Below are 14,534 nucleotides of genomic sequence, written 5' to 3' on the forward strand. Positions count from 1 at the left end.
ATCAGCGGCTCATGCCGCCGGAAATGTCCGCATCGGCGGGGCCATGGTCATGGCCTTCCAGCACGAAGCGCTTGTCGCAATAGCCGCAATCGACATAGCCGCGCTCGTCGATTTCCAGCCAGACGCGCGGATGGCCCAGCGCCGCGCCGCCGCGCACCTCGCTCGCGCCGTCGCAGCGGACGCGGTGGGAGTTGACGATCACGGTCTCGGGCGGGGGCGGTGCGATTTCGGTCATGACAGGGTTCCGGGTGCGAATTGCTCGGTCCCCCCTTTACGCAAAGGCCGCGCTGTCGCAAGAGCCTGTCATGTCCACGCTCGGCCCCGCCATCTCGATCCGCAACCTCTCCAAGGTCTATGCCGGCGGCAAGCAGGCGCTGAACGATGTTTCATTCGACGTCCCGGCCGGGCAGATATTCGGCCTGCTCGGGCCGAACGGGGCCGGCAAGTCGACGCTGATCAACATCCTTGCCGGGCTGGTGAACAAGACCTCGGGCGAAGTCTCGATCTGGGGACACGATATCGATGCCGATCCGCGCAACGCCAAGCGGTCGATCGGCATCGTGCCGCAGGAGGTGGTCTTCGATCCCTTCTTCACGCCGGCCGAAGTGCTTGAGAACCAGGCCGGTTTCTATGGCGTGCCGAAGGCGGCACGGCGCACGCTCGACCTGCTCGCCGCCGTGCACCTGTCGGACAAGGCCAACGCCTATTCGCGCACGCTTTCCGGGGGTATGAAGCGCCGCCTGCTGATCGCCAAGGCGCTGGTCCATACCCCGCCGGTGATCGTGCTCGACGAGCCGACCGCAGGGGTGGACGTGGAACTGCGCCGCCAGCTTTGGGAGCTTGTCAGCCAGCTCAACGCCGAAGGTGTCACGGTGGTGCTGACCACGCATTACCTCGAGGAAGCGGAAGAGCTGTGCGATCGCATCGCGATCATCAACCATGGCCGCCTGATTGCCGACAAGCCGACGCGCGAACTGGTCGGCATGGCGCACGAGAAGGTCGTGGTCGTGACGCTGGACAGCGAAATTGCCGAACTGCCCTGCCACGATGCCTTCCTCAAGTGCGAGCGCGAAGGGGAACGCGGGCTGGCGATCACCTATGACACCAGCCGCACCAATGCCGGCGAAGTGCTCTCGCTGGTGCAGGCCCAGGGCCATGCCATTGTCGATGTCACGACACGCGAACCGGATCTTGAGGATGTGTTCGTTTCGCTGACCAGCGCTGCGGCTTAGGCCTTGAGGCCCGGAATTAGGCGGTCTTGAACAGTCCGCTGGGGTTCCAGTCCTTCTTCCATTCGCCCTTGTCTTTGCGGCGGATCGCCTGTCCGCAGCTGGTGCAGGTGCTGACGTAGTGCAGCCCGTCCCACCGCACTTCACGGCGGATGGGCTCGTGCCGGTCAAACCTGCAAAACAGGCGGATATGGAAGTTCATGGTGCGTCCCGTTGAGCCCGCCCGTCTGTGCGAGCCTCGGCGGAATACCTATGGCAGCCTTAAACGGTTGTAAACACCGAGCCTTATTGCCGGCTAACTCAAAGCCATGCGGCGTTGTCGGAACCTTCCGGCATCCACTCCTTGCGCCAGACTTTCGAGGTGACACGCCGGATCGGCTTGCCGCAATTGCGGCAGGTCGAGATGAAATGGGTTCCGTCCCACCGCGCGCGGTCGCGGGTGGGCGTGTGGCGGTTCAACCAGCAGAAAGATAGGCGCATGGCGCAATACCTCGTCGACAGAAGGACCGATTTTGCTCTCTCTGCTGCGTCTCGCCGAGTACAATCGAACCCATTGTGGAGCGACCAATGCAGGCGACTCGGCCAATCCGCTTTTCTTGCAGTCCCGATTGCGCCAAAGCGGAACGATGCAGCATGATGTGATCATCGTCGGATCGGGTGCCGCCGGACTTACGGCCGCACTCGCCCTGGGGCAGGACCGCAAGGTGCTGGTGCTGGCGAAAGGCGGGCTCAATGGCGGTTCCACCGCATGGGCGCAGGGCGGCATTGCCGCCGTGCTGGACGCCGGCGATACATTCGAGAACCACATTCGCGACACCATGGTTGCCGGTGGAGGGCTGAATCGCCTCGAAACGGTGGAATTCGTCATCGAACGCGCGCCCCATGCGATCGACCGGCTGGCGCAACTGGGCGTGCCTTTCAATACCGAGGGCAACAGCCTGCACCTGACGCGTGAGGGCGGGCACTCGCACCGCCGCATCGTCCATGTCAACGATGCCACCGGCTGGGCCGTGCAGCAGGCCCTGCTCCGCGCTTGCGAGGCCAACCCCAACGTCACCCTCCTGCCCAACCGCGCCTGCATCGACCTGATCACCGGCCGGCACGAGGAACGCTATTCCGGTTCCGGCCGGGTCTGGGGCGTCTATGCGCTCGACGAGGAAAGCGGAAAGGTTGAGGCGCACACCGCGCGCGCCACCATCCTCGCCACTGGAGGGGCCGGGCGCGTGTACCAGTTCTCCACCGCGCCGCGCGGGGCAACCGGCGATGGCATCGCCATGGCATGGCGCGCCGGGGCCCGCGTCTCCAACATGGAGATGATGCAGTTCCACCCGACCTGCCTCTACAACCTCGAGGTCAAGAACTTCCTGATCACCGAGGCGGTGCGCGGCGAAGGCGGGCACCTGATCAATCCCAAGTCCGGCCGCCGCTTCATGGCCGATTATGACGAGCGGCTGGAACTGGCCCCGCGCGACGTCGTCGCCCGCGCCATCGATGCCGAAATCAAGCGTGACGGGCTGGACTATGTCCACCTCGACATCAGCCACCAACCCGCCGAATTCGTGCGCGAGCACTTCCCCAACATTTACGAAAAGCTGCTGGGGCTGGGCATCGACATGACGGTCCAGCCGATCCCGGTTGTGCCGGCGCAGCATTATACCTGCGGCGGGGTGCTGGTCGATCTTGACGGGCGCACGGACCTGCCGGGGCTTTATGCCGCAGGTGAATGCACCGAAAGCGGTCTCCACGGGGCGAACCGGCTTGCTTCCAACAGCCTGCTGGAATGCTTCGTCTTCGGCGAGGCGGCCGCTGCCCATATCCTGGAGAACTGGGACAGTTTCGAAGCCCCGCCCAAGGTGCGCGGCTGGGACGAAAGCCGGGTGACCGATTCCGACGAGGAAGTGATCATCAAGCAGAACTGGACCGAGATCCGCCGCTTCATGTGGAACTATGTCGGCATCGTGCGCACCACCAAGCGTCTCGAACGCGCCGCGCACCGCATCAAGCTGCTGACCGACGAAGTGGAAGACTATTACGGCCATTTCCGCGTTTCGACGGACCTGATCGAACTGCGCAACCTGCTGCAATGCGCGGATCTGATCGTGCGCTCCGCCCTGCGCCGCAAGGAGAGCCGGGGCCTGCATTATACGCTGGACTATCCCCAGACACTGAAGATCGCTCGCGATACGGTGCTGGTGCCCTGATCCCCCCCTGCCGCGCGGGCGGGGAGCGGGAAGCAGGGTATCCTTCAGGCGTCAGTCGCGTTCGGCACCGACCGAGGCCGCAATTTCAGCACGGGCCTGCGCGCGGGCGCGGCGCAGGGCGGCGCTGGTATCGGCATCGGGGCGCAACTGCTTGATCGCCTTGCCCAGGCTCACCCGGTTATCGCCGGTGACCTGCGCCTTGAGCGCGGGGAAACCGCCCGTGAGGTTGAGGTTGCTGGCAACGTGTATTGCCGAGAGGCAATCACCCAGGTTCGCAAAGCCGCTGCAAGCAGCCGATAGCCCACCCGCGGGCAGCGCCGTGCCGCTGCGCGCCAGCGAACGGGTCAGCGCGGCTTGCAGGCGGGCGTTGCTGTCCAGCGTCATCGGGCGGGTCCGTTCGGCCGCGCGTACCGATGCGGCAGTATCAAGCCCGATCGAGCCGGAAGCGCCGCGGTTCGGCAGGTCCATGCCGCCCCGGATTCCGCCGCCCACGCCGATGCCCATGCCGCCAGCCCCGATGCCGCCCCCGGCACCCACGCCGCCGCCCGCGCCAATGCCGCCATTGGGCACGCCGCCGGGGTTGGCATGGGCCGGAATTGCGAGCGCCATCGAGGCGGCAACAAGGCTCGAAATTGAAAGGAAAGAGCGCATCGAAAGTCTCCTTGGTCTGTGTCGGTCTTTCCCACCCACTTCCAGCCAATAGGAGCCCCGCGCACCTTGCGGCGGGGTGAACGTCATGCGTCGGTAGCATCGACTTGCCGCAGCATGGCAACCGATGGCCGATCAGGCAGCGCCCGGTGCCATTTCCCTTGCAGCGCCGGCAGGGGAGTGCGCGGCGTCAACGGCCTCGATCTCAACAAAGGCATCGTACAGGCCCGATCCGCCGCCCCAGTCCGTCTCGGCTTCGTCGGTAAGGACATTGACGCCGCGCCGCAGGCCGCTGGCATCCTCAAGGTGGCCGAAGGGCATCCAGGCAAGTCCGGGGCGCAGGCGCTGGCTGATGCGGCACAGGGCGTGGACCTCGCCCAGCCGGTTGTGCACGCGCACCTTCATGCCCTCGGCCAGTCCGCGCGCCGCCGCGTCGGCCGGATCGACTTCCACGAACAGGGTTCCGGCGCGCTTGCGGTGCCGATCGATGTGGCCATAACCCGAATTGAGCACGGCAAGCTGCTTGCCGGTGATCAGTTGCAGGCCGGCTTCGCGCCGGATGGCGCCGAGGCCGGGCAGGGGATCCTGCCCCATGGCGGCTAGCGTTTCGGACCACAGTTCGGCCTTGCCCGAGGGTGTCGGGAATTGGCCATCGGCAAAGGGGCGCCAGTCTTCCGGTGCGGCGAGGCGCGCGTGGCCTTCCTCCCACAGCTGCTCGAACGTGATGCCTTGCAGCCAGGGATGCCCGCTGGCCAGCGCGGCGCGGATCATGGCCTCGTCGCTTTCATGCAGCCATGGCTCCTCGCGCCCCAAGGCCGTTGCCAGCCGCCGGAACAGTTCGGTGTTGCACAGCGCCTCGCCTGGGGGCGAGATCGCCGGGCGGTTGAGCGCGAGGTAGAGATGGCCCCAGGCCGGCGCGAGATCGAGGTGCTCGATCTGGCTGGTGGCTGGCAGCACGTAGTCGGCGAACCGGGCCGTGTCGGTCATCACCATGTCGTGCACCACGGTGAACAGGTCCTCCCGCGCCAGGCCCTTTGCGATCAGGGCCTGGTTGGGGATGGAAACCATGGGATTGGCGCCATAGACCATCAGCGCCTTGACCGGCGGGGCCAGCGCCGGATCGCACAGGTCCCTGCCCAGATCGCGCATGTTCAGCGTGCGTGCCGGTTGCCACAGGTCGGGCCGCTCGACCGCCGCCATGTCTAGCGCGGCGAAGTGCAGGGCGTGGGTTGACCGGGCAATGCCGCCACCACGGTGACGGAAGGCGCCGCTAAGCACCGGCAGGCAGGAAACGGCGCGGAACTGCATGGCGCCGTTGATGTGATGTTCGATCCCGATCAGCGGGCGCAGCAGGCTGGGGTGGGTGGTGGCATAGAGCCGGGCGAAGCGTTCGATCTCTTCCGCAGGCAGGCCGATAATCGGTGCCATGGCCTGCGGCGAATGATCGGCCAGCCGCTCGACAAGCTGGTCGTAGCCAAGGGCATGGGCGCGGACATAGTCTTCGTCCACCAGCCCATCGCGGTGCATGACGTGCATCACCGCCATGGCCAGCGCGGCATCGCTACCGGGCAGCAGCTGGATATGCCAGTCCGCCTCCTCGGCCGTGCGGGTGCGTACCGGATCGATCACCACCAGCGTTGCGCCGTTTTTCTGTGCGGCCTTCACCAGCGGCCAGTAATGCAGGTTGGTGATGACCGTATTGGTTCCCCACAGCACGATCAGCCGGGCATGGGCGACCTCTTCAGGATCGATGCCCGAGCCGACCCCCAACGTTGCCTTCATGCCTGCCGAGGCGACTGCGCCGCAGATGTTCCGGTCCAGCCGGCTGGCACCCAGCGCGCCGAACAGCCGCATGTCCAGCGAGGCCTGCTGCACTAGCCCCTGCATCCCGGCAGAGCTGTAGGGCAGGATCGCCTCGGCCCCGTATTCGGCAATGATTGCCTGCCAGCGTCCGGCAATATCGGCCAGGGCCTCGTCCCAGCTCACCCGCTCGAACTGGCCCGATCCCTTGGGCCCGGTTCGCCGCAGCGGATGGAGCACGCGATCGGGGTGATAGACCCGGTCAAGGTAGTGATTGACCTTGGCGCAAAGCGTACCCCGGGTGAAAGGGTGGTTCCTGTCCCCGGCGAGCGCTGTCGCGCGTCCCTGCTCGACCGTTACCACCCATGCGCAGGTATCGGGGCAATCGTGGCCGCAGGCTCCGCGGATCTGTTCGGGGGATGAGGTCATTTCCTGCCGACAATAGCGCCCTGCCAGGCGGGGTCAAACTTGCGCGCAGGTCAGCCGGTTGCCACAAGGCCGGTCATGCTGATTGCCACGTCCGGCCACATCGACCACGGCAAGACCGCGCTGGTCCGCGCACTGACCGGCGCCGAGACCGATCGCCTGCCCGAGGAACAGCGGCGCGGCATCACCATCGACCTTGGCTTTGCCTATTGGCCCCTGGGCGATGGCGTGACTATCGGTTTCGTCGATGTTCCCGGGCACGAACGCTACCTTCGCAACATGATCGCCGGGCTGTGCGGCGTGGAGTTCGCCCTGCTGGTGGTTGCGGCGGATGATGGCGTTATGCCGCAGACGGTCGAACACCTTGAAGTGCTGGACTTGCTGGGTATTTCGCGCGGGATCGTTGCGATCACGAAGGCTGACCTTGTGGCACCTGCGCGGCTGGATGCCGTGCGCGATGAGGTGGCGGATCTGCTGGCAGGAACGGGGCTTGCAGGCAGCCCGATCCACGCCGTCTCGACTGTCAGCGGCGCGGGCCTCGACGGCCTTTCCGCCGCGCTTCGGCACGCCGCCGCTGGCACCGACGAAGGCGAAGGCGCGCGTGCATTTCGCATGGCGGTGGACCGGGTGTTCACCGTTCCCGGTGCCGGCACGGTTGCGGCGGGAACGGTGCTTTCCGGCAGCATTGCCCGCGAAGATGCCGTGGTGATCGCGCCGTCGGGCAGTCCTGCGCGGGTGCGGGGCATTCAGAGCGGCGGCCTGGCCGTTGAGCGGGCAGGCGCAGGCCAGCGCTGCGCGATCAACCTTCCGGGCGTCGACATGTCCAGCCTTGGGCGCGGCACCTGGCTGGTCGAGCCGGGGCTTGGCACCTGCACCGACCGGATCGAGGTGCGGATCGACCTGCTGGAAGGGCGGCAGGACAGGATCAAGCACGGCGGACAAGTGCACCTGCACATCGGCACCGCCGATATCGGCGCGCGGGTGTTGCTTGGTACGGCAGGCGCACAGGGGCTCGCGACGCTGCATTGCGACGGGCCGGTCCATGCCGTGACCGGCGATCGCTTCGTGCTGCGCGATGCTTCGGCGCGCGACGTGCTGGGCGGGGGGCGCGTTCTCGATCCCGAACCCGGCCGGGGGCGGGCCTGGCGGACCGGGCGCGCGGCCCTCGCCAGTGCCATGGCGGAACCGGAGCCCACCGGGGCGCTCTCGGCGCTGCTCGACATTCCGGGCCATGAACTCGACCTGTCGCGTTTCGCCCGCGCCTGGCACCTGCCGCTCGATCGGGCCGAAACCCTTGCCTTTGCAGCCGGAGGGGAACGCGTCGGCCGCAAGGCGGCGGTGTTCATGCGTTCCGAGCGCCTGCACAGCCTGGCCGATGCCGTGGTCGCGGCCCTTGCGGCACATCACGCGCAGGACAGTGCCTCGGGCGGGATGACTGCGCGCGACCTCAGGGCGGCGGCGGGCAATGCCCTGTCTGCCAGACCGTTTGCGACACTGCTGCGCCGCCTGCTCGACGAAGGCAGGATCGAACAGGCCGGGCCCCTGCTGCGATTGCCCGGCCATGCGCCGTCGTTTGCGCCGGGTGAGGTGGTGCTGTGGAACCGTCTGGTCGCCGCTTACGAAGATGCCCCGCCGCGCGCCTTCAGCCTGGCTGATGCGGCAAGGGAACTGGGCGCGAGCGAGGCCAGCACCCGCGCCATGCTCTATCGCCGCCAGGTGGCTGGCGATTGCCGGGCTTTTCCCGGCGACAGGTTCATCCTCGAAAGCCACGTTTCTGCAATCGGCGCGGCGGCAGCAAGCCTTGCCGAAGCCCATCCGGAAGGCTTCACCGCCGCGCAGTTCCGCGATGCCACGGGAATCGGTCGCAACATGGTGATCCGCCTGCTCGAATTCCTCGACGCAACCGGCGTTACCCGGCGCGTGGGAGATGCCCGCCTATTGCGCGAGTGACCGGCGATTGGTCAGTGTTGGCAGGCTAATTGGTCTGGCCATTTGCGGCACCTTGCGGTAAGGCCGCGCGCGGCGGCGCGAGTGCGCCTGACAAGCAAAAAGGGAGTTACGATGCCTCGTTCGGTTGGTGCGCTTCGTCTTGCGGTGAGCGCCATTGCCCTGGCCTGCGCGCCGCACACGGTCCTTGCCCAGGCAGCAGCTCCCAATCCGTGGATGAGCCCGGAGATCATCGCCGAACAGTCGAAGGCGGCAGACGATGCCGCGCGCGAGGCAGTGGCCAACCGCCGGGCCAAGCTGCTGATCGCGGCGATGACCCTGCCGCAGAAGTTCCAGCAACTGACCGGCGCCAGGCCCGAAATCCTGCCCGAATTGCCCCACTGCCTGGGTGCGCGGCACGTCACGGGGATCGCCAGCCTGAACATCCCCACGTTCCGCATCACCAACGGGCCGGTGGGCGTGGGCCAGAACGATTGCGTCGATGCCAGCATCGCCACCAAGCTGGCTGCCAACCCGGCGGCCATGGCGCCCGCCTATACCGACCCCAGTTCCGCCAAGGCGACGGCCCTGCCTTCGGCCATCGGCGTGGCCGCCTCGTTCGATCCGGCGGTGGCGGCGCGGTTCGGGGATGTCATTGCGACGGAAATGAACAATCTGGCGCTGCACGTTTTCGAGGCGCCGGGCGTGAACCTTGCCCGCCTGCCGATCCTGGGGCGCAATTTCGAATATTTCGGCGAGGATCCCTACCTCAGCGGCGTCATGGCGACGGCGGAGACGCAGGCGGTGCAGTCCAAGGGGCTGATCGCCATGCTCAAGCATTATGTTGCCAACGAGCAGGAAACCAACCGCATGACGATCCAGGAAACGGTCGGGCGGCAGGCGCTGCGCGAACTGTACCTGTTGCCGTTCGAGATGGCGATCAAGGATGGCAAGGCGGCCTCGGTGATGTGCGCCTACAACTACGTCAACGGCCAGTCCTCATGCGAAAGCAAGGAACTGCTGACCGACGTGCTGCGCAAGGACTGGGGTTTCACCGGCTACGTCCAGTCGGATTTCTTCGCGATGAAGAGCACGGTTGCGACCATGACCAATGGCATGGATCACGAGATGCCGATGCCGGTGCAGTGGTCCCCCGCAAAGCTGCAGGCTGCGCTCGACAAGGGCGAGCTAACGGTGGCGCAGATCGACCAGGCGCTGGAGCGCCGCTACACGCAGACCTTCAAGGCGGGCATCTTCGATCGCAAGCTGGTGCAGACGCCGATCGATTTCGCGGCCGGTGGCAAGGCCGCGCGCGAGATCGGCACGCGATCGGCGGTGCTGTTGCAGAACAATGGCGCACTGCCGCTGCGCCATGACCTGAAAAAGCTGGTGCTGATCGGCAAGGCGAGCCGCGTCTATGCCCAGCAGGCTGTCGCCGGCGGCGCCGTGGTGGGCGAGCCGATGGGAGCGGGCGGCGGCAGTTCCGACGTGGTCCCGACCTATACGGTCACCCCGGTGGAAGGCCTGCGCAAGGCGCTGGCCGAACTCGGCAACGGCGCGGCCCAGGTCGAACTGATCCTTGTCGACGATGACAACCGCAACGCCACCATTGACGGCAAGGCGGCCGCCTTTGCCGATGTCCTCGCAAGGGCCGGATCGGCGGATGCCGTCGTGATGATGGCCGGCACCGTGTCCGAGGAAGGCGCTGACCGGGCAACCTTTACCGACGCCAATGGCAAGCAGCTGGCCGAACCGGCCAGTCGCGGCAGCGGGCTGGACTGGTACGCCCATCGCGGCAACATCATTGCCACGGCCAAGGGCCCGAACCCGGCGAAGGACAGCCGCACCGTGGCGATGATCGACGCGATCATGGCTGTGCGCTCAACCAGCGGACGATCCATGGCGGCCAAGTCGGTGCTGGTGCTCAAGGACAACGCCGGGGTGGCCCTGCCGCGCTCGCTGGTGGGGACCAAGGCCCCGGCCATTCTGGAAACCTGGTTCCCCGGCCAGGAAGACGGCAACATCGTTGCCGACGTGCTGTTCGGCCGGGTCAATCCCTCGGGCAAGTTGCCGGTGACCGTGCCTTTCGAGGGCAGGGGGTTCCTCGATTCGGTTTCGGCCGCGCAGTTCCCCGGCGTGATCGGCCCGGACAAGAAGCAGGCGGTGACCTATAGCGAGGACCTTGCCATCGGTTATCGCTGGTATGACAGCAATGCAGGCGGCGGCTGTGCAGAGCGCGCGGGTCGCAACCCCTGCGTGGCCTTCCCGTTCGGTCACGGCCTGTCCTACACCCGCTTTGCCATGGGCAAGCCGCAGCTCGCCGCCGCGGGCAAGGGCTGGCAGGCCAGCGTCAAGGTGAAGAACACCGGCAAGCGGGCCGGGGCGGAAGTCGTGCAAGTCTATGTGACGTTGCCCGCCAGCGCCAATGCCCTTGGCGCAAAGCAACCGCCGCGCCGGCTGGTCGGCTTCCAGCGCCTGATGCTCGAACCGGGCGCCTCGGGCGAAGCGGTCATTGCCATCGATCCCGATGCCAGCAACCACCCGCTCAGCGTATGGAGCGAGAAGGAAAACAAGTGGGTGATGCCGAACGGCACCTACACCGTCTGGCTGGGCCGTTCGTCCTCGCCGCGTGACCTGGTGAGGGCGGGGGTGATCCGCCGCTGATCGGGCCGGTCGCAGCCTAGGCGGCAAGGTGCCCGGCGATGCGGCTTCGCGCCGGCGCGTCGGGCTGCCATGCCGATGCCAGCACGCCCGCCGGCCCGAACAGCGCGTCGACCGCATCCGGCCCGGCTGCTGCCTCGGCCAGTCGCGCCGCAAGCGGATCGTCCACTGGCCCGTTGGCGCCGCGCAGGTGGCGGATCCATGCCGCGATCCCGGCCAGGATCGCCGGGCACTCGCGCCCCTGCTGCTGGTTCGCCGCCAGCGTTTCCAGCCAGCGCTGCGGGATCTTCTGGCTGCCGTCCATGGCGATCTGGATCAGCCGGTGGTTGAGTGCCGGATTGGCAAAGCGCGCCAGCAGGGCATTGGCATAGGCGCCAAGGTCCTGTCCGGGGGCGGCGACAATCGTGGGTGCGGCCTCCTCACGCATAAGCGCTTCGGCCAGCTTGCCGATCTGCGGGTCGGCCACGGCCTCGTGGACGTAGGTGTGGCCATGCGCCAGCCCGACATAGGCGAGCATCGAATGGGCGCCATTCAGCATCCGCAGCTTTGCTGTTTCGTAAGGGCGCACGTCGCTGACCAGTTCGGCACCGACCGATTCCCAGCGGGGCCTGCCGGCCACGAAGCGATCCTCGATCACCCACTGGCTGAACGGCTCGGTCATCACGGCGGCTTCGTCGCGCAGGCCATCGAGCGCTTCGGCCACCTGTTCGCGGTCATCGGCGGTGGTCGCGGGCACGATGCGATCGACCATGGTGGAGGGGCAGGAACATTCCGCCTCGAACCATGGCAGCAGGGCGGGGTCGCGCGCCTGCAGGTATTGGCCCATCAGGCGGGCCAGTTGCCGGCCATTGTCCGCCAGGTTGTCGCAGCTCATCAGCGTCAGTCCGCCAAGGCCCGCATCGCGGCGGCGGCGCAGGCCATCGGCCAGGAAGCGATAGACGCTGTCCTCGCCCGCCAGCGCGGGATCGAGGCTGCCGTCGGCAGCACGGCAATAGCCCTTTTCGGTGATCGTGAAGCTGGCGATACGGGTGCCGGGCGCGGCGAGCGCGGCCACAACCTCCTCCGGTTCGTAGGGGGCGACCAGCACCTGCCTGACCGCGCCGACCACGCGGGTGTGCGCTCCTTCGCCCGAACGCTCGGTGACGGTGTAGAGCCCTTCCTGCGGGTTCATCTGGTGCGCCACTTCGGCAGAGCGCAGCGATACGCCGATGATCGACCAGTCGCGGTCACCGGCCGCCATCGCGCGGTCGGTGTACCAGGCCTGATGCGCCCGGTGGAACGCGCCGATTCCGAAATGGACGATGCCAACGGCCTGCGCCGCGCGGTCATAGCCGCAGGTTTCGGCATCGGCGGGCGCGAAGGTGGCCAGCGTGAACGGATCGAGTCGCAGGTCGGTCACAGGCGGTAGGCCTGCTTGACCAGGTTGTAGGTCAGGTCGCGGGCCAGTTCGGCAGCTTCCCAATCCTCGATGCGGTGTTCCATCACCAGTTCGGCAAGGAAGCCGCAGTCGATCCGGCGGGCAACGTCGTGCCGGGCCGGGATCGAGAGGAAGGCGCGGGTATCGTCGTTGAAGCCGACGGTGTTGTAGAACCCGGCCGTCTCGGTCGTCGCGCGGCGGAACCGGCGCATGCCTTCGGGGCTGTCGTGGAACCACCAGGCCGGCCCCAGCTTGAGGCAGGGATAGTGCCCGGCCAGGGGCGCCAGTTCGCGCGCATAGGTGCTCTCATCCAGCGTGAAGAGGATGATCGACAGGCGCGGATCGTTGCCGAAGCGGTCAAGCAGCGGCTTGAGCGCCTGGACATATTCGGTGCGGCTGGGAAGATCGGCGCCCTTGTCGCGGCCGAAGCGCGCAAACACCCGCGCGTTGTGGTTGCGGAAGGCGCCCGGGTGGATCTGCATGACCAGGCCATCGTCCACGCTCATCGCGGCCATCTCGGTCAGCATCTGGGCGCGGAAAAGCTCAGCCTCTGCGGCGGTAAAGTCACCCGCGCTGACCTTGCGGAACAGCGCCTCGGCGGCCAGCGCGTCAAGATCGGCGGTCTGCGCCGTGGGATGGCCGTGATCGGTGCTGGTCGCCCCCATCGCGGCGAAGAAGGCGCGGCGCTGGCGATGCGCGGCCAGATAGCCCGACCACGAAAGGCAGTCCTCGCCGGTCATTTCGGACAGGCGGTGCAGGTTGTCACGAAACCCTTCGAACTCGGGGTCGATGACTGGATCGGGGCGGTAGGCGGTGATGACCTTGCCCTGCCAGCCGCTTCTGCGGATCGCCGCATGGTGTTCCAGCGTGTCGAGCGGGCTTTCGGTTGTCGCGATCACTTCGATGTTGAAGCGTTCGAACAGCGCGCGCGGGCGGAATGCATCGCTGGCAAGGCTGTCGGTGATCGTGTCGAAATAGAGGTCGGCGGTTTCCGCCTCGAGCCGCACCTCGATGCCGAAAGCCTCGGCAAAGACCCAGTCCAGCCACATCCGCGAAGGCGTGCCGCGGAACAGGTGGTAGTTCCGGGCGAACAGTCGCCAGGCCGCGCGCGGATCGGCTTCCGGGTTGCAGACCCCAAGATCCTCCATGGCCACGCCCTGCGAATAGAGCATGCGGAACACGTAGTGATCGGGCACCAGCAGTAGTTCGGTGGCATTGCCGAAAGTGGCATCGCTTGCCCACCATTGCGGATCGGTATGCCCGTGCGGGCTGACGATCGGCAGCCCGGCCACCTCGGCATAGAGCGCGCGGGCCAGATCGCGCGTGGCGGGATCGGCGGGGAACAGGCGGTCGGGATGGAGGTGCAGCGGTCGGCTCATGCAGTGGCTCTGGAATATCTTTCCCGCTTGGCCTGGGCGGCCTTGCGTGCTTCTTCGATCTGGCGTTCTTCGGTGGTGAACAGCAGGCTGTCGATCACCTGGGTGAGATGGTGGCGCATGGCGGCACGCGCCCCGGCCGGGTCATGCTGACGCAGCGCGGTGAGGATGGCCGAGTGCTCCTCGACCACCGGCTTGACGTTGGCGGTACGCGCCTTGGCATGGAGCAAGGCCGCTTCGGGCGAGGCCTGGCGCAGGTCCCACAAGTGCTCGACCGCGTTGTAGATTGCCGAATTGCGGGTGGCGCGGGCAATGGCCAGGTGGAAGGCGCGGTCGGCCCGGTCGGTGCCGGCGGGATCGTTGTTTTCGCGCGCGATTTCCTCGACCAGAGCGGCGATCGCTTCCAGTTCCTCGTCGGCGATCTGCGTGGCGGCGAGCGCTGCGGCCTCGCTTTCAAACAGCAGGCGCGCCTCGGTCAGTTCGAAGGCGGTGATGTTGAAGCCGGGCAGGTTGTCCTTGCCGGGGAGCCGGACGACGTAGGCGCCCGATCCGATCCGCACTTCCACCAGCCCCTGCACTTCCAGCGCAATGATCGCCTCGCGCACCGTGGGGCGGCTGACGTTGTGGATCGCGGCCAGTTCGCGTTCGGCCGGCAGGCGGCTGCCCACGGGCCATTTGCCCGAGGCGATTTCCTCCAGCAGCACGCGTGCGAGTTCCTGATAGAGACGGTCATGTCCCGGCTTGTCGCTCATAGGCTGTTCCTTTGGCCTTACCAATTCCCTTGACGGGCCAGACTGATCTGGTCAAGACGAGGCTGTAACCGACAAACAATTTCCTGAACAGGCACAGC

12 protein-coding genes are annotated in these 14,534 nt (G+C 66.8%); 4 read left to right on the forward strand and 8 right to left on the reverse strand.

Translation table 11 applies throughout. From position 1 onward, the window contains the following. Position 1 precedes the first annotated feature (1 nt). Positions 2 to 235: a zinc-finger domain-containing protein gene (locus C0V78_RS11690; protein ID WP_101797875.1), complete on the reverse strand. Its 234-nt coding sequence runs from the start codon at positions 233 to 235 to the stop codon at positions 2 to 4. Between the two features lie 70 nt (positions 236 to 305). Between C0V78_RS11690 and C0V78_RS11695 the strand changes: the two genes are divergently transcribed. Continuing rightward, positions 306 to 1,232, forward strand: coding sequence for an ABC transporter ATP-binding protein (locus C0V78_RS11695; RefSeq protein WP_101797876.1), 927 nt, complete (start codon positions 306 to 308; stop codon positions 1,230 to 1,232). 16 nt (positions 1,233 to 1,248) lie between these two features. Here the strand turns inward: C0V78_RS11695 and C0V78_RS14775 are convergent, their stop codons facing one another. Together C0V78_RS14775 and C0V78_RS14780 are read right to left on the reverse strand one after the other, a co-directional pair. Beyond that, positions 1,249 to 1,431 (reverse strand): hypothetical protein, encoded by a 183-nt coding sequence (locus C0V78_RS14775; RefSeq protein ID WP_144039886.1) that lies wholly within the window; start codon positions 1,429 to 1,431, stop codon positions 1,249 to 1,251. 98 nt (positions 1,432 to 1,529) lie between these two features. Then, a complete protein-coding gene (locus C0V78_RS14780; RefSeq protein ID WP_144039887.1) occupies positions 1,530 to 1,709 on the reverse strand; it encodes a hypothetical protein in 180 nt (59 codons plus the stop codon). A gap of 146 nt (positions 1,710 to 1,855) precedes the next feature. On the opposite strand from C0V78_RS14780, the gene nadB reads away from it, so the two are divergent. After that, positions 1,856 to 3,430 carry an L-aspartate oxidase gene (gene nadB, locus C0V78_RS11700; RefSeq protein WP_101797877.1) on the forward strand — a complete coding sequence of 525 codons (1,575 nt, stop codon included), beginning with the start codon at positions 1,856 to 1,858 and terminating at the stop codon, positions 3,428 to 3,430. Between the two features lie 51 nt (positions 3,431 to 3,481). Here nadB and C0V78_RS14970 read toward each other — a convergent pair whose 3' ends face one another. Both C0V78_RS14970 and C0V78_RS11715 read right to left on the reverse strand, forming a co-directional pair. Beyond that, a complete protein-coding gene (locus C0V78_RS14970; RefSeq protein WP_158241547.1) occupies positions 3,482 to 4,081 on the reverse strand; it encodes a hypothetical protein in 600 nt (199 codons plus the stop codon). A gap of 132 nt (positions 4,082 to 4,213) precedes the next feature. After that, on the reverse strand, positions 4,214 to 6,307 hold the full coding sequence (locus tag C0V78_RS11715) for a molybdopterin-dependent oxidoreductase (protein WP_101797880.1): 2,094 nt from the start codon (positions 6,305 to 6,307) through the stop codon (positions 4,214 to 4,216). Positions 6,308 to 6,382: 75 nt separating this feature from the next. Between C0V78_RS11715 and selB the strand changes: the two genes are divergently transcribed. Together selB and C0V78_RS11725 are read left to right on the forward strand one after the other, a co-directional pair. Then, positions 6,383 to 8,254: a selenocysteine-specific translation elongation factor gene (selB, locus tag C0V78_RS11720; RefSeq protein ID WP_101797881.1), complete on the forward strand. Its 1,872-nt coding sequence runs from the start codon at positions 6,383 to 6,385 to the stop codon at positions 8,252 to 8,254. Positions 8,255 to 8,365: 111 nt separating this feature from the next. Next, complete coding sequence (locus tag C0V78_RS11725) at positions 8,366 to 10,894, forward strand: beta-glucosidase (protein ID WP_216822178.1); 2,529 nt, start codon at positions 8,366 to 8,368, stop codon at positions 10,892 to 10,894. A 16-nt stretch (positions 10,895 to 10,910) separates the two neighbouring features. On the opposite strand, the gene C0V78_RS11730 is transcribed toward C0V78_RS11725, so the two are convergent. The 3 genes from C0V78_RS11730 to C0V78_RS11740 are packed head-to-tail and all read right to left on the reverse strand — an operon-like array spanning position 10,911 to position 14,436. Further along, the gene (locus C0V78_RS11730; protein ID WP_371514438.1) at positions 10,911 to 12,290 is read right to left on the reverse strand and encodes a mannitol dehydrogenase family protein; all 1,380 of its coding nucleotides are present in this window, start codon (positions 12,288 to 12,290) and stop codon (positions 10,911 to 10,913) included. After that, a complete protein-coding gene (gene uxaC, locus C0V78_RS11735) occupies positions 12,287 to 13,687 on the reverse strand; it encodes a glucuronate isomerase (RefSeq protein ID WP_101797882.1) in 1,401 nt (466 codons plus the stop codon). Before uxaC ends, C0V78_RS11730 begins: the two co-directional genes overlap by 4 nt. Next, on the reverse strand, positions 13,684 to 14,436 hold the full coding sequence (locus C0V78_RS11740; RefSeq protein ID WP_101797883.1) for a FadR/GntR family transcriptional regulator: 753 nt from the start codon (positions 14,434 to 14,436) through the stop codon (positions 13,684 to 13,686). Before C0V78_RS11740 ends, uxaC begins: the two co-directional genes overlap by 4 nt. Between the last annotated feature and the right edge of the window lie 98 nt (positions 14,437 to 14,534).

Source organism: Novosphingobium sp. TH158 (assembly GCF_002855555.1).
Taxonomy (GTDB): domain Bacteria; phylum Pseudomonadota; class Alphaproteobacteria; order Sphingomonadales; family Sphingomonadaceae; genus Novosphingobium.